General features: G+C 47.4%; 18 protein-coding genes and 3 pseudogenes. 5 read left to right on the forward strand and 16 right to left on the reverse strand.

The window, feature by feature from the left end; all coding sequences use genetic code 11:
• Window positions 1–22: 22 nt before the first annotated feature.
• From MIC7113_RS25025 to MIC7113_RS25040, 4 genes are all read right to left on the reverse strand, one after another.
• Window positions 23–874 (reverse strand): pentapeptide repeat-containing protein, encoded by an 852-nt coding sequence (locus tag MIC7113_RS25025; protein WP_015184994.1) that lies wholly within the window; start codon window positions 872–874, stop codon window positions 23–25.
• Window positions 875–1,006: 132 nt separating this feature from the next.
• Window positions 1,007–1,648: a hypothetical protein gene (locus MIC7113_RS25030; protein WP_041781255.1), complete on the reverse strand. Its 642-nt coding sequence runs from the start codon at window positions 1,646–1,648 to the stop codon at window positions 1,007–1,009.
• 113 nt (window positions 1,649–1,761) lie between these two features.
• Window positions 1,762–2,808, reverse strand: a complete 1,047-nt coding sequence (locus MIC7113_RS25035) for a phosphoribosylaminoimidazolesuccinocarboxamide synthase (RefSeq protein WP_216596341.1) — start codon at window positions 2,806–2,808, stop codon at window positions 1,762–1,764.
• Window positions 2,809–3,012: 204 nt separating this feature from the next.
• A complete protein-coding gene (locus MIC7113_RS25040; protein WP_015184997.1) occupies window positions 3,013–3,201 on the reverse strand; it encodes a hypothetical protein in 189 nt (62 codons plus the stop codon).
• A 79-nt stretch (window positions 3,202–3,280) separates the two neighbouring features.
• Here MIC7113_RS25040 and MIC7113_RS25045 point away from each other — a divergent pair.
• A pseudogene (locus MIC7113_RS25045) lies at window positions 3,281–4,685 on the forward strand (IS1634 family transposase).
• A 399-nt stretch (window positions 4,686–5,084) separates the two neighbouring features.
• Here the strand turns inward: MIC7113_RS25045 and MIC7113_RS25050 are convergent.
• The 5 genes from MIC7113_RS25050 to fbp form a co-directional block, all read right to left on the reverse strand.
• On the reverse strand, window positions 5,085–6,521 hold the full coding sequence (locus MIC7113_RS25050) for a cobyrinate a,c-diamide synthase (protein WP_015184998.1): 1,437 nt from the start codon (window positions 6,519–6,521) through the stop codon (window positions 5,085–5,087).
• A gap of 64 nt (window positions 6,522–6,585) precedes the next feature.
• On the reverse strand, window positions 6,586–7,962 hold the full coding sequence (gene opcA / locus MIC7113_RS25055; protein ID WP_015184999.1) for a glucose-6-phosphate dehydrogenase assembly protein OpcA: 1,377 nt from the start codon (window positions 7,960–7,962) through the stop codon (window positions 6,586–6,588).
• Between the two features lie 144 nt (window positions 7,963–8,106).
• Entirely contained in the window at window positions 8,107–9,636 is a 1,530-nt protein-coding gene (gene zwf, locus MIC7113_RS25060; protein ID WP_015185000.1) for a glucose-6-phosphate dehydrogenase, read from the reverse strand.
• Between the two features lie 101 nt (window positions 9,637–9,737).
• Window positions 9,738–10,895 (reverse strand): transaldolase, encoded by a 1,158-nt coding sequence (gene tal, locus MIC7113_RS25065; RefSeq protein ID WP_015185001.1) that lies wholly within the window; start codon window positions 10,893–10,895, stop codon window positions 9,738–9,740.
• A gap of 107 nt (window positions 10,896–11,002) precedes the next feature.
• Window positions 11,003–12,073, reverse strand: a complete 1,071-nt coding sequence (gene fbp, locus MIC7113_RS25070; RefSeq protein ID WP_015185002.1) for a class 1 fructose-bisphosphatase — start codon at window positions 12,071–12,073, stop codon at window positions 11,003–11,005.
• 268 nt (window positions 12,074–12,341) lie between these two features.
• Here fbp and MIC7113_RS25075 point away from each other — a divergent pair, with 268 nt between their 5' ends.
• Complete coding sequence (locus MIC7113_RS25075) at window positions 12,342–13,424, forward strand: ATP-dependent 6-phosphofructokinase (RefSeq protein WP_015185003.1); 1,083 nt, start codon at window positions 12,342–12,344, stop codon at window positions 13,422–13,424.
• 160 nt (window positions 13,425–13,584) lie between these two features.
• Here MIC7113_RS25075 and MIC7113_RS25080 read toward each other — a convergent pair whose 3' ends face one another.
• From MIC7113_RS25080 to nrdJ (MIC7113_RS39450), 4 genes and pseudogenes are all read right to left on the reverse strand, one after another.
• Window positions 13,585–13,878, reverse strand: a complete 294-nt coding sequence (locus MIC7113_RS25080) for an RNA recognition motif domain-containing protein (RefSeq protein WP_015185004.1) — start codon at window positions 13,876–13,878, stop codon at window positions 13,585–13,587.
• A 340-nt stretch (window positions 13,879–14,218) separates the two neighbouring features.
• Window positions 14,219–14,437 carry a hypothetical protein gene (locus MIC7113_RS25085; RefSeq protein WP_015185005.1) on the reverse strand — a complete coding sequence of 73 codons (219 nt, stop codon included), beginning with the start codon at window positions 14,435–14,437 and terminating at the stop codon, window positions 14,219–14,221.
• 113 nt (window positions 14,438–14,550) lie between these two features.
• Window positions 14,551–15,612: pseudogene (gene nrdJ, locus MIC7113_RS39445) on the reverse strand (ribonucleoside-triphosphate reductase, adenosylcobalamin-dependent); the annotation flags it as partial.
• A gap of 471 nt (window positions 15,613–16,083) precedes the next feature.
• Window positions 16,084–17,310: pseudogene (gene nrdJ / locus MIC7113_RS39450) on the reverse strand (ribonucleoside-triphosphate reductase, adenosylcobalamin-dependent); the annotation flags it as partial.
• A gap of 314 nt (window positions 17,311–17,624) precedes the next feature.
• On the opposite strand from nrdJ (MIC7113_RS39450), the gene MIC7113_RS25100 reads away from it, so the two are divergent.
• Window positions 17,625–18,206, forward strand: a complete 582-nt coding sequence (locus MIC7113_RS25100; RefSeq protein WP_015185006.1) for an Npun_F5749 family FMN-dependent PPOX-type flavoprotein — start codon at window positions 17,625–17,627, stop codon at window positions 18,204–18,206.
• An 18-nt stretch (window positions 18,207–18,224) separates the two neighbouring features.
• Here MIC7113_RS25100 and cysE read toward each other — a convergent pair whose 3' ends face one another.
• Window positions 18,225–19,007 (reverse strand): serine O-acetyltransferase, encoded by a 783-nt coding sequence (gene cysE, locus MIC7113_RS25105; protein WP_015185007.1) that lies wholly within the window; start codon window positions 19,005–19,007, stop codon window positions 18,225–18,227.
• A 56-nt stretch (window positions 19,008–19,063) separates the two neighbouring features.
• Window positions 19,064–19,525 carry a hypothetical protein gene (locus MIC7113_RS25110; RefSeq protein ID WP_015185008.1) on the reverse strand — a complete coding sequence of 154 codons (462 nt, stop codon included), beginning with the start codon at window positions 19,523–19,525 and terminating at the stop codon, window positions 19,064–19,066.
• Window positions 19,526–19,970: 445 nt separating this feature from the next.
• On the opposite strand from MIC7113_RS25110, the gene rimM reads away from it, so the two are divergent.
• Entirely contained in the window at window positions 19,971–20,609 is a 639-nt protein-coding gene (gene rimM / locus MIC7113_RS25115; RefSeq protein WP_015185010.1) for a ribosome maturation factor RimM, read from the forward strand.
• 126 nt (window positions 20,610–20,735) lie between these two features.
• Here rimM and MIC7113_RS25120 read toward each other — a convergent pair whose 3' ends face one another.
• Window positions 20,736–21,272: a hypothetical protein gene (locus tag MIC7113_RS25120; RefSeq protein WP_015185011.1), complete on the reverse strand. Its 537-nt coding sequence runs from the start codon at window positions 21,270–21,272 to the stop codon at window positions 20,736–20,738.
• 286 nt (window positions 21,273–21,558) lie between these two features.
• On the opposite strand from MIC7113_RS25120, the gene MIC7113_RS25125 reads away from it, so the two are divergent.
• The gene (locus MIC7113_RS25125) at window positions 21,559–22,179 is read left to right on the forward strand and encodes a L,D-transpeptidase (RefSeq protein ID WP_015185012.1); all 621 of its coding nucleotides are present in this window, start codon (window positions 21,559–21,561) and stop codon (window positions 22,177–22,179) included.
• Window positions 22,180–22,233 lie beyond the last annotated feature (54 nt).

Genomic DNA, 22,233 nt, shown 5'->3' on the forward strand with positions numbered 1-22,233 from the left:
TCACCAATTCTCTAGTCGGTATCTACAAGTGAGTTGTGCCATCGGGCATCATGGCTCCCTGAAGGTTAGCTTTGTTCAGGTTAGTACCTCGGAGATTAGCACCTCTTAGGTCAGCTCTTTCTAAATTAGCTTTGCTGAGGTTAGCGCCTCGGAGGTTAGCGCCCTTCAAGTCAGCTTCGCACAGGTTGGATCGGCTGAGATTAGCCCATCTTAAATCAGCCCTTTCTAGGTCAGCTTCCCGCAAATTCGCCCTAGAGAGGTAAGCTCCACTCAAGTGAGCCTCAGATAGGTTCGCTTTCTGGAGTTCAGCCTTGTACAGGTAAGTCCCGATCAGTTCGGCTTCGTGGAGGTTAGCATTGCTCAGGTTCGTATGACTGAGGTTAGCCTGCACGAGTTTAGCCTCGCTGAGGTTCGTTCTTAATAGCTGTGCCCCACTCAAATCAGCTCCTTGGAGGTTAACCCGTCTCAGGTTAGTCCCAATCAGATTAGCATCACTGAGATCGACGCCTTTAAGGTTAGCCCCGTAAAGGTCTGCCCCAATTAGGTTAGCACCCGTGAGTTCAGCATGACTGAGGTCAGCACTAATCAGGGTTGTATCGATGAGGCAAGCTTCAACGAGGTTCGCTTCGTTGAGGGATGCATGGGAAAGGTTAGCCTGACTCAGGTTAGCACCTGTGAGGTTCGCTGCAATCAGGAGAGTATGATCCAGCAGTGCTTTTCTCAGGTTAGTCCCTTGCAGGTGAGCACCTCTGAGGTTCACCCCAATCAGGTTCGCTTCGCTCAAGTCGGGTTCTAATTGTGGGTTAAGAGTTCTCCACTTAATCCATCCAACGGCACCCTGATCGAGAAACGCTAGATGCTCTGCATTTGCCATCTCTAGGTTTGGTAAAAAACTAAATTTAACGAGTCACTCTAACCATCATGCCTTTGAATCGGCATGGTGTTGAGGGGTTGTTTGTTCGGAGCTATCAGTAAAACGGCGATGGATGGGAGTCAGGTGCGATCGCTATTGTGATTTTCCACTGTCAGGGTGAGCACGTCCAACCACATTTTCCAGCGCCACCAACACAGCCTGAGACGCGGCTAAAATATCCCGCTCGGCTCCCCCTAAGTAGAGGCGTCCGAAGATACCCACCGGGAGAATTTCCAGGATGTTAATGAAGGCTGCTTTCTCAGCTTCGTTCGCAGCGAGAGCCGCATAGGCAGCCGGCTGAACTTCCAAGACATATAACGTTTGTCCTGCCAAGAGCAGTTGTCCCTTGCGAGTGCGATTGATCAGTTGGGTGTGGTGGGCATCAATATTGCGGATAATCTGGCTGGAAACGACACGGGGTTTAAGACAATCTTGTTCTCGGGCACCCAGCGCCTCCAAAATCGCCTTAGCCGCCGCCCGCGTTTCCCCCTGGAAGCTGGAATGAACTTCTAGAAGTCCAAAAAGTCGTTCGACAACCTGCACCCCCGGACGAACAGAGGTAGATTTCAGGGCGATATCTGTAATCCGGTTAATTTCAATCCCAGGTGCGATTTCAATCCACAGGGATGAATCACCGGGTAAGGGCAAGAACCCTTGTGCCACTGTCCCCATGTAAGCCGCATGTTGGGGCTGTAAATTGTCTAGAAATACGTAACTACGCAGTTCTATACCCAAAGTTTTTTCTCCGTCGATTGGGGATATTAGGGCAAAACAGGGATAACTTACCACTAGAGGGTACCCAGTGGTTCAGCTAATTCCGAAGAATGATACTATTTCGGATGTATCGATTACTTTTTTAGACCCAAATGTTTCAAAATTAAGTTGGTCGATTCAACAATTCTCTCATCTCTCGGTCTGAGATCAGGTTCAAATCTCTTGCCACTGATATGCTGGATTGTTTCTATATATCTTACAGCTACTTCTAATTCCTGTTTTGGACTGAGTAATCCTGTCTTGCTATCGAATTTCATCCCTCGCACAAACTCTTTAGAATAAGATTTTGGTCTGCCTTGCTCATCTAGCTCAAATGAACCTGATTCTAAATCCAGCTTCCATCTTCTGGTTGAATCTAGAGTAAAGACTTCATCCATGACCACAATTTCTCCTTTGTGGTTCCGTCCATGCTCCAGTTTGGTATCGACTGGAATCATTCCTTTTTTTCTATCGTGTTCTAAAATAATTCCAAATACTAGAATAGAATTATTGCGGATTTCCATATACTCTTGCTCAGTACATATTCCTTTATCAAATAAGTATTGAGGGCTTACAGACTCATCATTTTTAGCTTTTGTGGACGGGGTATCCATCAGGTAAGGAAGCTTCCCGTTTGGGCTGAGATTATTGGGTAATTTATGTCCACAAAATTCTCTTTCCCCAGATAACCAATGTTGATAGAGAGAAGTTGAAGTGCTACTCTCTGCCATATAAAGCCTGAGAACATTCTCAAACTGAATCGGGGATAAATTTTCGGCTGCAATGACTGTTGAAGTGGGTGTTAAGTCAGGAATTTTAAATTGAGAACTCCCCAGTATTCCCTTCACCAGCTCTAACATGAGATGATGATTTAGGGCTAAAACTTGGTCTTTAAAGGGTATCGTTCCTCGATGTTGGTCATGGGTAGAAACTCGATTTGACCGATACATCAAACGAATGGGAATTCCGTCATTGGTTTTTAGGGTATCTCCATAAACACAATTGGAAACTTTGCCTTCATAAATTTGGCAACCTTTCAACTCTGGGATTTCTCCGTCATTGATGAGTTCTTTTATGGTTCTGCCTTCATTCACTCTAGAGCCATAATCTTTAACTAATGCTTCAATTTCTTGCCTATCCATTAATCCCATTTTCTGTTCTTCACCCTAACCTACCCATCCTAAATGATTCGTGAAGGTGATCTCCCAGAGATACCCGACTTGTTGAGAAATAGCATTACGGGTTATCTGGATAGTGGCGTCTATCAACCAGTTTAGGGTAAGGGTACGGTAGAATTCATCGGCAAATATCTTGACGGTGGTGTCCAGGATGGAATGTTGTAAAGATTAAGGTTCAGGTTCCGTCGCCTCAGTTGTGGCACCACTCTCACTCATTTGCCACTCAAATCCTCTCCGCCAAGGAGATTCCCTGTAGCTACTCTTAAGAGATCCCCTCAGCCCCCCTTGACCGGAAGTTCCCCCGTACAGATGAACTACAAAGGGAGAAAAAGCTTGAGTGACGGGAACTAGAGCCATTTACTCCCAGAAAGCCGTACCCATGTTTTTAAGAATTTTTTAAGATTTTGGCGGGGAGATTTCTGGGACAATAGTAGCCATGTATATTGAACGAGTCCCTAACAGAAATTCACCCCCCGCTGTCCTCCTACGAGAGTCCTATCGTGAAGGGGGTAAAATCCGTAAAAGAACTTTAGCTAACCTGTCAAAATTACCGGATACTGTCATTGATAACTTGAGAATAGTGCTCAAAGGCGGCGCAGCTATTGAAAATCTCTCCGAATCATTCTCTGTAGAAAGAAGTCTACCTCATGGTCATGTAGCTGCGGTTTTAGGAACAATCAAAAAACTGTCTTTGCACCATCTAATCTCACCCTCAAATTCGAGAAAACGAGCTCTAGTTTTGGCGATGATCGTGGCGCGTCTCCTTGACCCTCGTTCCAAGTTAGCCACAGCGAGAGGATTGCACAGCGAAACGTGCAATTCATCGTTAAGTGAACTGTTGGGCTTAGAAAAAGCCGATGAGGATGAATTGTATGAAGCAATGGATTGGCTGGTATCCAAACAAGAATTAATCGAAAATGAGTTAGCCCTAAGACATCTATCCGAAGGAGCTTCGGAAACTTCTTGAACAAGAAGCTGTTCAACTCTCATTATTTGATGAAACTGACTTAGTAGAATTTTCTTGTTCTGATTACCCCAGTGAGCGGCTAATTGCTTGTCGCAACCCGATGCTTGCTCAAGAAAAGTCTTTGACTAGAATTGCTTTATTACAGGCGACACAGCAGGAACTCAATAAGATTGTTATCGCCACTTCACGAGATAAACGCGCCCTCAAAGGAGCCGACCAGATTGGACTGAGAGTGGGGCGAGTTCTCAATGCTACATGTGTGGGGAAATACTTTAATATTGCCATCACTGAGACAAGTTTTTCTTACTCATTGAATGAAGCGGCTATCGCCAATGATTCGGCTTTGGATGGAGTCTATATTATTCGGACTTCAGTCAAACCGGAGACTTTAGATGCGGCTCAAACGGTGAGAACCTATAAAAGCCTTTCTACTGTCGAACAAGCTTTCCGCAGTTATAAAACTATCGATTTGAAAGTACGTCCAATTTATCACCGTTTAGAACAGCGCGTCAAAGCTCACGTCTTCTTGTGTATGCTGGCTTATTATGTGGAGTGGCACATGAGGAAAGCTTTAGCTCCACTGCTGTTTGACGATGAAAAAGTCACAGTTGAACCGGAGGGAAAAAGTTCAATTGTTGCTCCATCTAAGCGTTCAAAGAAAGCCCGCGCTAAGGCAGCGACTAAAAAGACACCTGAAAAGCTTCCTGTCCATAGTTTTCGGACTTTAATGACTGATTTAGCAACGATTGTCAAAAATAAATTCCAGTCTAGTGGTCTGGAGACTTCTCTAATGTTTGAGAAAATTACTCAACCGACTCCACTCCAACAAAAAGCGTTAGATTTGTTAGAAGTTTCCTTAATTTGTACCCAGTAACAGCCGAGGAGTTGAGTCTCTCCCTCTCTCACAGCATAGGTTGTAGTTTTTTGTCAAAGGGGAACTTCCGCTTGACTAAGGCAGGGCTGTTTCATTCTCCCGCAGTCCGCCCGGAGTTTAAACTCCGGGCTTATAGCTCAAGTCCATTGAAATGGACTAACAAGCCTCCTATTTCTTGCCATCGATTTCAACTAAGATGTTGCACCAGTGGCAACAAACCTCATAATCCGCCAACAGCTTAAGTTCTTGCCTAATAGCTCAAGTCTCCTAAAGTGGACTCAAACTCTTATCTAGTCCAGTCGTCTTTAGACGACTTTAGCTATGAGTCAGGGAATTAATTCCCTGGCGGATTTGGAGAAAACGAATCAGCCCTGCGCCCACGAGTATCCAACACAGAACTTACGCCTTTTCCGCCTTAATACACCCTTGCAGAAACCGAGCCGGAATCTCTGGACGCCCACCCCAATGCAGATGCACATAAGAAGCGTGCACCTGATGCCGTCGCCACCCCTCGGTTGCCGCCTTACCCTCACCTTTTTGGTCATATCCCCGTGTCTCAAACAACGGTTTCTCAGGCATTACCGTCAACTGAGAGTGATGAAACTCATGCCCCCAAACCCTTGCCCCAGCTTTTAACAATGGACTGTCTTGCAGTGCCGTTGCTTGCCGATATCCCACAGTAAGGCGCTTCCCCATCACTGTTGTTGTGGGCAATACCCCCACCATCGACCAAGATTGTCCCTCAAAATCCCTAATCTGCTCACACAAATACATCAGCCCCCCGCACTCTGCATAAGTTGGCATTCCTGTCAAGATAGCCAGTCGCACAGACTCACGCGCACAGGTATTTTCAGTTAATGGTTGGGCAAAGACTTCGGGAAAACCGCCGCCAAAGTACAATCCCTGGACATCCGCAGGTAAAGCCGTATCGGTGAGGGGACTCCAAGGCACTAACTCAGCGCCCAGTTCTTGCAAAATATCCAGGTTGTCCTGATAGTAGAAACTAAAAGCGCGATCGCGTGCTACTGCCAGCCTAACTGGATCTCCCCCTAAATCCCCCATAACTTGGGGGACTTTGAATCTAGTTCCCCCCTTAATAAGCCGGAGCTTTAGTGAGGAGGCTAGGGGGGTGGAGGGTTGGGGGGGATCTGAATCTGAGGGGGAAGTCAGCAACGGAAATAACAGCTCCCAGTCGAAACAACTCTCTGCCAGGTGGGCGAGTCTATCGATCAAGTCATCCAACTGAACCATCTCAGCCGTAGGCACTAAGCCCAGATGCCGAGCGGGAATCGTAATATTATCCTGACGCCTCATGACTCCTAGTACAGGAATTTGTAAGGGTTCCAAGGCATCTTTGAGAAGTTCCAAGTGGCGATCGCTCCCCACGCGATTTAACACCACACCCGTTAGCTGTATCCTAGAGTCAAAGGTCTTGTAACCGTGTGCGATCGCAGCCACTGAACGAGACAACCGACTACAATCCAAAACCAATAGCACAGGCAATTCCAACAACCGCGCAATATGAGCCGTACTCGCCCAATCCTCTCGTCCTGATGCCCCATCAAACAACCCCATCACCCCTTCAACAAGAGCATAATTCACCCCTTGCACATGACGGGTAAAACAGTCCTGGACGTAATTCTCCGAAGTCAGCACCGGGTCTAAATTCCGACAGGGACGCCCCGTAACCTGCTGATGGAACATCGGATCGATGTAATCCGGGCCAACTTTGAACGATTGAACACTTTGCTTGTGCCGTGACAAAAACGACAATAGGGCGAGCGTAACCGTTGTCTTGCCCACCCCACTGCGTTCACCCGCGATGACTAAAGCCATAGTAATTGGTAATTGGTCATTGATGCTTGACTTTTATTCCCCATTACCCATTACCTAATACCTATTACCCATTGGCTAATTTGAGCATCTCAGCCGTAACCGCCAGACTTTCTTCATAAAGCACCTCGCGACCCCAGCGTTGTAGTTGCTGACTTAACAGGTGTTCGGTCTTTTGGTCAAATAGCGGTGTTACCTGCTGAATCCGGCAAGCTTGGGCACCCCCACCGGCTTCCATCCGCATACAACCCGTCGTTTCGGAACACAACACCGTACAGCAGTCTGCTTCGTTATTGGTCGAACCCAACCGCAGGCTGATCAAGTCACCTGGGATTTCTCCCACATCCGCGACGGGAATTCCTGCCAACTCGGCTTCAATTGTATGTTGCTCTGGTGAGGTGAATCGAACACGCCGGATATCGTAATCACCCCCGTCTTTTTGATAAGAGACGGGACGCCACTTCAAACGAGAGGCTAACCAACCCAAAAACATCAATGCCTGAGCTTGGTTCCCTTGCTCGTAATCAATGGTTACCTGATCAACTTCGTTGAGCGCCGCACGACGCTCTGGTGGGTCGAACGCCTCAGCCGTCAACTCTTGCCAAGGTGCTAACCGTCGCCAGTTAAGGTCAGCAATCCCTGTTCCGTGAGCAATCAGTTCGTATATCTGCAAAAGCTCTGGCTCTGTCTTATTGAAAGAACTAGAGTCAATGATGATGCTATTACTCTGGTTTGCCAGTCGCTTGAACAGACCATACTCAGGGTCAGGGGTTCCCTTCCACCAGAGGAACTTGGGAAGCTCTCCAATCATCAGCTCTGAAATCATCCCAGCGTTGCGCTCCAAAGCAGCAGCGGTGCCTCTGAGAGTAATGTATTCACAGCAGACCAGTGTACTCTGACTTTGCTTTTGCACAGGGCAAGAGGCAGAAACCTGAGCCGTCACGCCTTCATCTTCTCCTGCTATCGGACAAAGAGCGATAATCCGACAGGGGTTGGAGGCTGCGATGGCATCCGCCAGCCCCGATCCTTCCAAGTCTGGCGAATACTGGAGCCGTTCAGCTTCTGCTGTAGTGCTTACTGCCCCATGTTTCAGTCGTTGTGTATATTCTTCGCGCACTCTGGCCTTGGTGGCCTCATCTGCCGTACCAGTTCTCGGCAGTCCATAAGCTTTTTGAGCCGCTTTCAGTGCCGCCACCATGCGCGGTCCGATAATACCATCAATCGGGCCTGTGTAATATCCCAATGCCGCTAAGAGTTGCTGGGTTTCTTCGGGTTCATAGATAATCAAACTAAACGTTGACGCCCGGATGGCGGAGGGAAAATCGCCGTATTCCCCAGAGCCACCATAGCTCTGCCAGATTTGACGAAGTTCCGCTTCGATATCACTAATCGAAACATCTTTGGGCCGTTGTATGGAGACTATTGGAGGAGATTGCGTTGCCATATCACTTACTTTGTTGTTTGTTGTGGGTTGGTTGTTGTTGCTTATTATTTGGGGGTTGTTAGTGCTTAGCTGTTAGCAATTTAACGACTTTTTATAACTCAACAATAAACACTAACCACTCCTCAGCGCATTGGGCGAAACACCCTACAATCTACGCCAACGGCGTCCATCCCGATTGATCAATAGTTCCGCCTCACTTGGCTCCCAGGTTCCCGCTTCGTACTGAGGAATAGACGCTGGATTAGCGGGTGCTTCCCAAGCCATAAGTGCCGGTGTCACCACTCGCCAAGCCTCTTCCACTTCATCGGCACGGGTGAACAGGGTTTGGTCTCCGAGCATACAATCGAGTAATAGGCGATCGTAAGCATCAGATGTAGACATGCCAAACGAAGAACCGTAGCTAAAGTCCATATCGACCGTGCGTGTCCGCAAGTTCGGTCCCGGCATTTTCCCTTCAAATCGTAGGGAAATCCCTTCATTTGGGTGAATCCGCAGGGTTAGCACATTGGGGTTTGCCTGTTGTGCGGCGGATTGGAAAATTAACAAAGGTACATCGCGAAACTGGATCGCAATTTCGCTCACCTTCTTCGGCAGCCGCTTACCCGTTCGCAGATAAAAGGGCACACCCTGCCAGCGCCAGTTATCGATCAGTAGCTTCATTGCCACGTAGGTGGCGGTTGTCGAGTTGGGGTTCACTCCTGGTTCCTCTCGATAACCAGGAACTCGCTTTCCTTTCATCCAACCGGCTGAATATTGACCCCTTACGGCTGAAGCTTCCAGGTTATTGATATCGGCTAGGTGGGTAGCCTGAAGTACCTTGACTTTTTCTGTGCGAATACTATCGGCGTCTAAGGAATTTGGCGGTTCCATCGCCGTCAGGCAAAACACTTGGAGGAGGTGATTTTGCACCATGTCTCGGAGTGCACCAGAGGTTTCATAATAACCCGCTCTATCTTCGACGCCTACCGTTTCTGCCACTGTAATCTGGACGTGGTCAACAAACTGGCGATTCCAGAGCGGCTCAAAGATGGCGTTGGCGAAGCGAAACACCAACAAATTCTGAACGGTTTCTTTGCCTAAATAGTGGTCGATGCGGTAAACCTGTTCTTCTTTACAGACTTGTTGCACAACTCGGTTGAGCTTTTGAGCCGAACTCAAATCGGTACCGAAGGGTTTTTCAATCACCAAGCGGTTCCGAATCGGATCGCTCAACATTCCCGCACCGCCAAGCTGTCGGATGGCTTCTGGGAAAAATTTGGGAGAAACGGACAGGTAAAAGACTCGATTTCCTCGCGTCCCCCGTTTACCATCAAGTTCCCCTAAAAAGGCTTTCAGCTTCTCATAGCTTTCTGGCTTATCAATGTCACCCGGACAGTAGTACAACCCTCTGGCAAAATCTTCCCACAGTTCCTCGGCTCCAATGCCGTCGGCAAACTGCTCTATGCCCTCACGCATCTGCTCCCGAAAGTAGTCATGGCTCCATTCGCGACGTGCCACACCCACGATTGTCGTTTCGGGGGGTAAGCGTCGATCGCGTTTCATTTGGTAAATGGCGGGTACCAATTTGCGTTGCGTCAGGTCTCCCGACGCTCCAAAAATGACTAAAATCGCAGGTTCCGGTGTCCGTTCCTGTTGTAATCCAACGCGCAGAGGGTTTTCTAGCAGAGTCACCATAGGAAGTTAAGAAAGATCAGAGATGAATAAGGATAATGCACAAGGGATGAAGCGTGAAGTATGGAATGTTTCACCCTTCACACTTCACACTTCATATTTTTTTACACAGTTGCCAACTTCTGGACTTTGTCCTCTAAGGATGCCATTAAGGACTCAAAAGGCTTGACAAATTTGTCAATTCCATCTAATAAAAGTTCCTCCATGACCTCGTCGATATTGATATCGATATCGGGTTCCTTGAGACTTTCCATTAAGTGGTAGGCTTTGTCAACATCGGCCTCAACGCGATTGGCTGGAGAACAGTGATCGGCACAGGCTTCAATGGTGTTGGGTGGTAAGGTATTGACGGTATCAGGGCCGATCAGCTCATCGACATACATCACATCGCTGTATTCGGGGTTCTTGGTGCTAGTGCTCGCCCACAGCAGCCGCTGGACTTTTGCTCCTTTTTCGGCTAAAGCTTTCCAGCGATCGCTCTGGATAATTTCTTTGTATTTCTGGTAGGCAATTTTGGCATTAGCGATCGCCACTTTGCCTTTCACGGCTTCCAACTCGGCTTTCTTCTCGATCCGATCCACGCCTTCAGCGAGTTTAGCGTCAATCCGTCCATCAATATTGATATCAATCCGACTCAAGAAGAAACTCGCCACAGAGGCAATGTTGCTGATGTCCTTGCCCTCGGCAACCCGCTTTTCCAAGCCTCGGATGTAAGACCAAGCCGTCTCAACATAGCTGTCTACGGAGAACAGCAAGGTAACATTAACATTGATTCCTTCGCTGATCACTTGCTCAACCGCAGGCAAGCCCATCTTCGTGCCAGGAATCTTGATCATTACGTTTTCCCGACCAATTTGCTCATAATAGCGTCGGGCTTCATTAATCGTGCTTTGGGTATCGTCCGCCATGGTGGGTGGAACTTCGATACTCACGTAACCATCCAGTTTATTGGACGACTCATAAACGGGTTTGAAGATATCGCAGGCATTCCGGATGTCATCAAACACGAGAGACTCATAAATTTCCAACACCGATTTCTGGGCACGGATACCGGCTTCAATATCGGCATCGTATATGGCATTCCCCACGATCGCTTTTTCAAAGATGGCGGGGTTGGAGGTAATTCCGACAATCCCTCGCTCCTCAATTAGCTGCTTGAGTTCGCCGGACTGGATAATTGAGCGGCTCAGATTATCCATCCAGATACTCTGACCGTAATTTTGTTCAATTTGGAAGATGGGATTGTTGGCTGTTGCTGTCATTCTGTAACTCCTAGTAATTGTGATGTATTCTGCTTATTGAAGGTTAGAGGCTGAGGGCTGATTGGTCATTAGGTTTTGGTCATAGACTCTTGACAAAAGACCCATGATTAACCGGGTTTAGAAGCCATTGCCGCTTCTTCTGAGTCCCGCGCTCTCTCTTGAATAAAAGATTCGACAAGGGCTACATCTTCTTTACTCCCAATAATCAAGGGTGTTCTTTGATGCAACGCCTTGGGCACCACCTCCATCAGATTTTGGGTTCCCGTACTGGCTCTGCCACCCGCTTGCTCCATCAAAAACGCAAGGGGAGCGGTTTCATAAAGTAGACGCAACTTTCCTTCCGGCTTCTTCAACGTACCGGGATAGAGAAAGACACCCCCCTGAGACAAAATCCGATGAAAATCTCCGACTAAAGCCCCACTGTAGCGAGCGGTATATCCTTCATGGCGATGCACGTAGCGAATATAGTCCCGAATGGATTCGTCCCACTGCCAGAAGTTTCCTTCATTGACGCTATAAATCGGTCCATGGTCTGGCACCTGCATGTTTTCCTTAGAAAGGATAAACTCGCCTAAGCTGGGGTCAAGGGTAAAAGAATGAACTCCCGTACCGATAGAGTACACCAGCATCGTACTCGGCCCATAGAGAATGTAACCGGCAGCGATTTGTTTTTGACCGTTTTGCAGCAAATCTTCGGCTTCGCCGTTTAAGTCGTCGCCTTCTTGCTTGCGAATCGAAAAAATTGAACCAATATTTAAGTTGATGTCTATATTTGAGGAGCCATCAATTGGGTCATACAGTAAGGTATAACGTCCAATGGGGCAGTTTTCTGGGATATAGTAGGGTTTTTCCATTTCCTCGGAGGCTAAGCGACAGACGAGACCGCTTTGCTTAAACACCGAGATAAACACGTCATTGGCATAGATATCCATCTTTTTGACAGACTCTCCCTGCACGTTGACAGTACCCGTCACGCCTAAGACTCCCTCAACTAAACCAGCGCGGCTCAGGCGTCGAGAAATCAGCTTGGCTGCTAAGGCAATGCGAGTCATGAGCGCACTGAGGTCTTGCGCCTCTGCTGAGAAACTTTGCAGTTGCTGTAAAACGTGACGCGATAGCGTTGTACAATCACGATCCAGAGTCCGTTCCTGAGCTACAGGCTGATCTACATCTGCCATAATTTTCATCCCTCCCTATCGGGTAACGCATTCTGACAAGAGGTCAGTTGCTCATGAAACTGCCCTCAAGCCAGCCGAATGCCTTATCCTCTTTAATTTCTATCTTAGGGAGGCATTTGGGCTGCGGCTTCTAACTTTAGGAGAACTAAAGAAACTTTAGATGAACTACAGAAAGAGCCATAAAATCTTCATACTGCCTTCCTTGTCTATAAACTCTGTCTGAGTTCAAATCTATTAGGAAGCTCACGATTTAAGTATCAAAAGGGATATGGGAGAACATAAACGCATTGGAATTCTCACCAGTGGTGGCGATTGTGCTGGGCTGAATGCGGTGATTCGAGCGGTAACTCATCGAGCTGTAGGGACTTATGGCTGGGATGTAATGGGTATCTATCGAGCAACTCAGGGGTTGATGAGTCGTCCTGTGCAAGCGATCGAGCTGGATCTTGACAAGGTTGATAGCATTCTGACCAAGGGTGGCACCATGCTGGGTACGACGAATAAAGGTAACCCCTTTGCTTTCCCGATGCCGGATGGGACGTTCCACGACTGCTCGGAAGACATCATCGAAGGGTACCGCCAACTGGGGTTGGATGCTCTGATTGGGATTGGGGGAGATGGAAGCTTAGCCATTCTTCGCAAAATTGCTCAGCAAGGTAATCTCAACTTTGTGGCCATTCCTAAAACAATTGATAATGACGTTGGGATCACTGAGCGTTCGATTGGGTTTGATACGGCGGTGAATATTGCGACTGAAGCGCTAGATCGCTTACACTTTACGGCCGCCAGTCACGACCGGGTCATGATTTTGGAAGTGATGGGTCGCGATGCGGGTCACATTGCGATCTCAGCAGGCATTGCAGGGGGTGCTGATGTCATCCTGATCCCAGAAATTCCTTACACCCTGGATAACGTCTGCCGCAAGATTCAAGAGCATCAGGCACAGGGGCGGAATTTCTCTTTAGTGGTGGTTTCAGAGGCGGTTTGTACAGAACAAGGTGAAACGGTCACCTGGAGCGATCGCTTCGGCGAATGTCGCTTAGGTGGCATTGGTCAATACTTAGCTGACCGCCTTTCGACTTGTACAGGTGCTGAGACACGCGTCACAGTTTTGGGGCATACTCAGCGGGGTGGTATCCCTTCCCCCCTTGACCGCTTAATTGCCTCTGCCTTTGGCGTGGCAGCGGTTGATTTAATTGCCGATGAAAAATATGACCACATGGTCACTTGGCAACAGCGTCAGGTGGTGTATGTGCCGATTCAAGAGGCTCTGGGTCACTATCAAGCCGTAGATCCCCAAGGCACTCTAGTCAAAACCGCTAGAGGGCTACAGATTTGCCTCGGAGATTAGACTGGCTTTCTTTTAGGTAGCTCAAGCCCAATCAGACGAGGAGGGTCGTGATTTATGACCCTCCTTCGTCTATCTACCCTATGGGGAAATGCTCAGATTGGGTAGGGCAGATTAGGGCTAAGGCGTCTTTTTACCTCTATCCTAGGGTCGAGATAGAGCTTTAGAATCGATTATTACTGCGCCTTGCTCCACCCTCACTACTGCGATTATCTTCTTTCGGTCTTGCTTTATTGACTCTCAATTGACGTCCCATCCACTCGGCACCATCCAATTCGGAGATGGCGGAATCTTCTTGGGTTTCTTCTGTCATTTCAACAAAGGCAAAGCCACGCATTCGACCCGTTTCACGGTCTGTAGGTAACACCACTCGCTTGACGGTGCCGTAATCGGCAAATACTGTTCTCAAGTCTTCTTCGGTGGCTTGGTAAGACAGGTTTCCGACGTAAATGGTCATGTCGATCAATAAAGCTGAACAAAGGACTGCTGTTCAGATTCACAGACCAGAGTTTGGCACTGGAAGCTGCTGAACGTCTTGTCTGAGTTAACCGTTGGTCAATTTTTAAGAACTCACCATGCCCAAGGCGATCGCTTTATGAGACCTCCAAGGGATCATCGCCAAACCTCAAAAATCTAACCCAAGGTAGAACTGAACTTTTACTTTCGTTTTATGATAACCTACCTATTTGCTTGTTCGTCGTTACCTACCTCACATTTCTAGCCACACATTAGTAAACTTGGGTCTACTTTGATTGAGCAGACCCCAAGGTTTCAGGCGGATTCCCTTAAATTGGGTCTTATTCAATCGAAATCGATTGAGGGCCGCTAGTTTTACCATTTTCACTGCCACTGCTAGCAGATGTATAGGGAGTAGAGCCTGTTTGCTGATCCAACCAGCTTTTCACGGGATCATCGGCGAGGTTGAGTCGAAACACTCCTGAAAAAAATCCTCCCAAGAAAGCAACAGGCTGCTGAGCTAGTTCTTTGACAATGGGTGTCAATTCATCGAGAAACATCTGGGTGTCTCCTTGTGCTACAGGACATTGATAATGAGTGATTCTTCTCGAATCCTAACGTGTCTGTCCAGGAGTAACCCCTTGGAGGCATGATTACTCCTGGACGATCCCGATTATTTCTCTGGAAACAGACATTTATCCGAGTCACAACCGGCAGGTCCTGCTTCGGCTAATTCGCCTACATTGTAACGACTGAGTGCCAGATGGAAGTCATTGATTTGACGCCGCGTTACGACTTGCTGCATTAGCTGTTCGTACTGATGACGGTCTATCGGCTCAAAGGGCAAACGCGGGAAGGTTTGATGATCATCAAAGCGTGCGAGCAAAGCCGCAGAGATGTAGCCTTGATCATCTCGGATCGCCTCGTAAATCCGAGTCCCCAGAGATTCGATTTCCGCCTCGCGCAGCTCAATGGTAGCGCTGGTGTTGTGTCGAGTATAGAAATTTTGGACTTGCATGTAAAAGTCCATTTGAGCCAATGCACTAAATTGGCTAATGTCTATTTGATCAGCCCCCGGTAAGTCAGCCCAAGGTACGGCAACCGGAATTTCCACCAGCCATTCCGAGCAACGGGAATCGAAGGGGTCATTCAACAGGTTTCCATTTTCATCTTTATCGGATTGAGAAGGGATGACATTATATCCGTAATCGATACAAGCCAATGCTACAGGGTCATTTTTGCGGAACGTAATCCGTCGGATAAAACGCTGGGCTTTGGGCGGATGCCAACCGGGTGAGGCTCCTGTCAGGAGAGACTTGGTTCCTGAAGGTTGGACAGTGGTGCAGCGGTTGGGGCGTTTGAGGCCATGTCGATTGCAATAATCCCACACTACTCGATGCACGATTTCTCGCCAACGAGTCAAGTATTCTTGCTCCTGTAACTTAAACTGAACGCCTGCGGTTGTATCGGGTCGTCCTTCTTGCCACCAACGCAACCAATCGACTCCAAAGGCGTTCACAAAGAAGTCGAACAAGCCGGTGAAGGATACACCGACGATGGGATCGAGTTCCCTAGACTTCCGGTAGCGTTCCTCAACAAATTGGTGATTCAGAAGCACGGCGACTGAAAGCGCTCCTGCTGTGAAAGCCTCCTCTTGTTCTTTGTAGTTGAAGGGATCGATTTGGTTAAGATGAATCTCAGCCAAATTGCAGTGAAAGTTAGAACCAATGATTTCCAGTTTTGTTACCCTAAAGGCTTTTTATCCTTTAGTTCTACAGGTTCGGTTTTCCCTGTAGCTCGGCGTACATTTTCTTCCTAACAGAGGAAGCCCCACACTCTTGGAGCTACACGAAAAGGTGTAGGAGGTATTACCTCGGATTATAGTCTTTGTAAATTGTATTTTTTGACTCCTTTTCAATTTACAAAGTTTCACCCTCTACGCTCTACGGTGGTAAAGGCTTTTTAGTTCCTCTACTTACCTCGGTATTAACAGGCTACTAAATAGGTAGTTATTTCGACTTGTCCGCAGGTTTAAAACCGATGCCTTCAAGATGGAATGTAGAGCAAAAACCTCAAGTTTTTGTCTTTTATTTCGGCTAAAACTACTTTTGACAACGCTAGTATAGTAGTTTTATTTTACCAAATTTAGCAATCTATATCTCAGCTTCTACCGATTTTGCGGGGTTTTTAAAGTGAGGCAAAGTTACTTACCACACGGATTTAAACCAACACGAGCTAACCGATGCTCTATTTCATCAGGAAGTAGCATTTGATAGTGTTCTTGCAACCATTGTTTTGCTCTTCCTTGTTCGTAAGATTTCAGGAAATCTTTTCTTAGCTCTTGAGTTGGCAGCAAATCGCAATTAGATCTAGCTACTGCTTCGCCCGCCCATTGAATCGCACCTTCACCACTGTAATATTGCTTTCGGACTACTTCAATACATTCTTGCTCAGAGGGTTTTCGTGAGAAAATTCGGGTATGGTTTGCCATCCGAAGCGCATCTCGTTCAGGATCGATACGCCAGTTTCCCTGTTCATCTTGTTGCCAAAGATTTGTCTTGGCATTAGCGCCTAATTCATCGCTGGAATCGAACTGGCGTATTCCTGCACTCCTGCGAATATTTCCAGCAACAATGGTGATAGCTGCTTCATCAATTAATAGACAGCACTCAACTGAATTTAATTGCCGCCCTACAGCTTTATTCAAAATTGCTGCACCACGCTGATAAAGTTCCGACAACTTAACAGGATTGGCAACCCCTCCAAAGCCTTTGAGAGACTCTCCCGCCGGACGAACATCACTTAAGTCAATAAAAACTTCTACTGACGCGGAAAATTGCTCATCACTGGATAATTCCAGCAGGGTTTGGTAAGACTTAACCCAACCTTGGCGAGAGTCTCCTACGTTGATGTAGACTTGATTTCCCTCAATCTTAACTTCTGTGTATTCGCGGCGTTCTGCAATTGGGGTAGAGCCAATCTCTCCTTGTACATGGACTGTAAGCTGGTTCCGAATGGGGGGGAGTTGGTTGATGTACTTGGGTTCGAGGACAGCGCCTGTCCCACAGCCCATCATTGCCAGATCCATCATCAAGCCAAAAGCTTGCCAATCTACCGCATTTGTGCTAGTGCAATTGTAGGCTCCGGAGAAATTCTCTGGTTTCTCAATCCAGTCGGTACCGCCAACCCACATCCATCGCCCTGAGGGGAGACTCTTGAGCTGGCTCATCATCCGATAGAGTAGGGTTGCTTCGCTCTGGGTCAGCTTTCCAAGTTTGGTCAATCCCTGGGTGGTGCGATCGCATACTTCCTGCCACGTCTCCCGTCCCCTTTCTGTCCGACGGCTGTATGTTCTAAAAAATACGGGATTAGCCGCTGGTGCCGTTTCAGGGAACTGCGTCGTCTCGCCTCTGTGCTCAAGTTCTCGAACCATAGATTCAAATGAGTCTCGCTGTCTCAGATATAGTGGTTAAAACTCTACAAGGAGTCAATACTACCCTATAACTAGAAAGGGATTCATGCTCGTCTCGACGGGTCAAGCCTGACCGTTGCCTGCCCGAAAAGCACTGAGGTTAAGGCTTTTCTTAGGGTGGACTGACTTTTTCTTGGGATATGTAAGACCAATTTCCTAAAATAGCGCTACACATCGACCCCCCCAGCCCCCCTTATTAAGGGGGGAGCCAGAACAGAATCTGTAGCAAACATTTATGAAATTGGTATAAGACCTAATTTGTGATCCAACAATGTATGACAGCTCCCTGGCGATCGCTTCTCGCTCGTGCCCTCCACAAAAATCGTAGCCTGCCTGATGCGCGTTACTTCCAACTGGCTACCGTTCGTCTCGATGGACTCCCTGCGAATCGCACGGTTGTGTTTCGGGGGTTTTTAGACGATACTAACCAACTCAAAATCATTACCGATTCCCGTAGCCAGAAAGCCGAGCAAATTAATCAGAACTCTTGGGGAGAAGCGTGCTGGTACTTTCCCAAAACTCGTGAGCAATTCCGTTTGGCGGGTGAATTAACTCTGGTTGGAGTTGAGCATCCTAACCGATTGTTCCAACAAGCACGTCAGACCACTTGGCAAGACCTTTCTGATGCGGCTCGTTTACAATTTGCGTGGCCTCATCCGGGTGAACCCAGAGTTGAAAACGGCGGTGCTTTTTCGCCACCGCCGCCACCCTTAGAGCAACCATTACCCAATTTTTGTCTGTTACTGCTAGACCCGATACAGGTCGATCACCTAGAGTTGCGAGGCGAACCCCAAAACCGGGTCTTTTATCAAAAAAACAGCTTTCATGACTGGTCAACGCAAGCCGTCAATCCTTAAAAAGGTTGAAAATAGCGGTCAAATCCCAGACCCATCAAAAAACTCCTGAATCGCTTTGTCCTTGAGGTTGCAAGACTGGGCAACAGTTGCAGTTACTGGGGGAGTGGGCAATTCAAAAGTTGAAGACCCAGCATGAACTAAGACGGGCATGGAAGAGAGTGGATTGACTTGCTCTTGTAATTCTTGTAATTGTTGCTCTAGAGCCTCAATTCGGTCTACTAAAGTGCGAATTACAGTGGCCTCTGAATCAGGCAGGTTGCCATGTTCTAAGGGATCGACTCGAACACCGGCGCGATAAATAATCCGACCCGGAACACCCACAACCGTACAATCGGCCGGCACATCTCGCAACACCACTGAACCGGCTCCAATGCGGACATTGTGACCGATTTGGATGTTACCCAAAACTTTGGAACCCGCACCAACTACGACATTTTCTCCCAAAGTAGGATGCCGCTTACCACACTCTTTACCTGTACCCCCCAGAGTAACCCCTTGGTAAATCAGGCTGTAGTCTCCGACAATAGCGGTTTCTCCAATCACTACACCCATGCCGTGATCGATGAAGACCCCTTTGCCAATCGTGGCACCAGGATGAATTTCAATGCCAGTCAAAAAGCGGCAGAACTGAGAAATAACCCTGGGAATTAAGGGAATTCCTAAAGCATATAACCCGTGGCAAATGCGGTGGAACAGCAGTGCCTGAAGACCCGGATAGCAGAACAAAACCTCCAGCCAATTACGGGCTGCTGGGTCACGCTCAAAGATGATTCGGAAGTCAGCAAGAAGCGCAGATAGCACAAAGAGTTACCCAATTATAATGGTAAGATACACTACAACTATCTTACCTTCCTTCTCTATTGTCGAACCGTCAAGGTGTAATTCCACCGTTGACCTGCCTTTAGGGTACCCACCCAAACGCTGTATTCTCCGGGTGGTAAATTGGCAGCTTCTACGCTAGCATCTTTGCTGGTCTTGGTATCATCACCGCAAAGAATTAAGTTATTTGGCCCTCGGATAACTAAGGTAGTATCTTTACCGCTATTGACTTCCACGGCTAGCTTAGGAAAGTTGCTTTCCAATACCATGATGTGATCGGGAGTTTCAGAGCCATAGCCGATACAGGGCTTTTTTTGGCGATCGCTATTAGCAATTGACGATAAGGAGTAAGTTCCTCCTGTACGACCTGAAGCTTGTCCCGCAGATGGAGAAAAACCAGATGATAGTTTTAACTTACCGAAATTTGCTTGGGAGAAAGCGGGTGTAGCGCTTAAAGCAACTGCCAAAGCGACCCAAACTCGACTGTGTAACCACCGCATTGCCAAGACCCTCCTTAAAAGACTGGGAATCAATATTCTTTCCCCAGTTGAGTACGGAATGCAGATCAGACTGCCTAGTATTGTCTTATCTGACTTTGGGCCGTTGAAGAGTGAAAGACGTGACAGTAAACTATCTGCCCTAGTCAAAAGTTAAGTTTTTCCAGTTTTATGAGTATGTTGGAGATAATATGCCCTCCATTATCTTGATTTTGTTGCTGCTTCTGGTCGGTTTGATGTTTACAGAAGTTCTAGTGTTTTTTCCCCTAGAAATCGTGAATTCCTTCAGACCTCTGACTTCCTTGAGTTTGGTCGTGGTCTTGCTCGTCTTCTTGTGGTGTTTTGGAGGGGATTGACACTCCTACACCTATCGTATCCTTTTAGGTGTGGGATATCAGGCGTTTCTATAAGGCGGTCGCCACGTATAATTAAAGATTAAAAACAAAGAATGGCTAATGACGACTGGCTAGAAATTGGCACCATTGTTGCCCCCCAAGGTCTAAACGGGGAGTTGCGTGTCTATCCGAATTCTGATTTTCCGGAACGGTTTGAAGAACCCGGAAAGCGGTTTCTCAAGCGCTCAGGTGAGACTGAACCTCAACCGATAGAATTGCTCAGTGGACGTTATGTTCCCGGTAAAGACTTATACCTCGTGAAGCTAGCCGGGGTTGAAAATCGCGACCAGGCAGAGGCATTGCGCGATTCTGTACTCTTGGTACCAGCCAGCGATCGCCCAGAACTAGGGGAAGATGAATATCATGTAATGGACTTGATCGATCTGGAAGTTTTTAATCAACTGACCAGCGAATTAGTCGGTGTTGTCGTGGATGTGATTCCTGCGGGGAACAGTCTTTTGGAGGTTAAGCTACACGAGCAACCCGAACCCGAACCCGCCAAACCCGAAGCAGCACCTCCCACCCGAACCAGTAAAATCCGTAAGCTCAAGCGTAAGAAAGAAAAGAAGCCAGTAACAGTTTTGATTCCCTTTGTCAAAGCGATCGCGCCTGTCGTCGATCTCCAGAGGGGTCGGATTGAAATTACACCACCTCCTGGTTTGTTAGAAGTTAATGAAAATATCGCTGAGTAAGAACGTGCAATAGCAAGATATGTAGAGGGGCACAACAATGTCATGCCCCCAGCAAGGAAAGATCAAGCGAAACAGTATTACGAGTTTGGGTTTATTGCCTTATTTCTGCAAAAAGAGTGGGTAATTTTACCAAAGTGCTCTCACAGGCTCAGACTGCTCAGTTGACTGTGGAGTGGATTGTTCAACGGTAGGAGCCGATGTCGCGTCAGGAGTCGTTGTGCGAGTCGGAGTCGGTGTAGTTTGATTGATTGTCCTTTGTTGAATTGTTCGTTCTTCGCGACGAATGGTATTGGTACGATTGGTATCGGTTGAATCGTTCATCGTACCCGTACTAGGGGTATTATTCGTATCGGTTGAATCGTTCATCGTACCCGTACTAGGGGTATTATTCGTATCGGTTGAATCGTTCATCGTACCCGTACTAGGGGTATTATTCGTATCGGTTGGATTGGTAGGATTGGTATCTGTTAAATCGTTAGTGGGAGCGGTATTGGGTGCATCCGTCGTATCTGTCGTATTGTTGCGATTCGTATCTGTCTGACTCAGCCATTGTTCTGAACCTGCTTCCCCTAAAGGACGAGCGTTCGCCGGATATACTGATACGGCTGAAATTAGCACAGACAGCATCACACCCGTTAACATTTCTAGGTTTTGAAGACGCATAATAACCTCACTTTCAAAAGATTTGAGTAACAAACCAAGCTAATGCTGGAGTCTTGGTGGGCAAGACTCTTGATAGAGGCAAAAGAACTTCCAAATCCTAACGGCTGCTATTTTGAGATTAATCTACCTAAATATATAATTCCTTTGAAGTGGAATTGTGCTAGTTCAAATATATGGCTTTTTGAGGAGCCAACTTACTGAAGCAAGCCAGTTAAATATGACACATTGGCTGCTTTTAAAGTAAGTGTTTATCATTAAGTAATTATCAGAAAAAATGATAATAAAAATGAGGGTTAAATTCCCTGAACAACGCGTCATATTCCTTTGTTTAAGTGCAGCCCTTTTGGCAACCAGTGTTCAGCGGCAAGCCGCCGCTTCCAGCGTTCTAGCCGACAACAGTACAATCAACCAACCCCCCTCTGAAAACCTCTCCCCTTTTGCAGAACCTGAGATGCCCCCTGTGGGAGAGCCTTCTCTGTATCTTCCCTCACCAGAAACCGAGCCAACCAGTACGATTGACAACACGTCTTTAGTGATTAAATTAAGTCAGCGTCGGGTCTATGTTTATCAAGACGATAATTTGAAAGGGAGTTATCCGATCGCAGTCGGTAAGGCGGGATGGGAAACCCCTACAGGACGTTATCAAGTCATCGATATGCGACGCCACCCCGCTTGGGAGCATCCCTGGAATGGTAAAGTCATCCCTCCAGGGAGAGATAATCCCTTAGGAGTGAGATGGATTGGTTTTTGGACGGATGGACGTAACTTTATTGGATTTCATGGCACCCCTGACGAGTCGTTAGTGGGACAAGCGGTTTCTCACGGCTGTATCCGGATGCGTAATCAAGATGTCCTTGCCTTGTACGCGCTGGTAAAGATTGGTACACCGGTTACGGTGGAGCCTTGATACACAGGAGTGGGAGAGTGGGGGAGAATTCTTTGAGTCTCTCCCCATCTTCTG

This window comes from Allocoleopsis franciscana PCC 7113, from assembly GCF_000317515.1.
GTDB lineage: Bacteria > Cyanobacteriota > Cyanobacteriia > Cyanobacteriales > Coleofasciculaceae > Allocoleopsis > Allocoleopsis franciscana.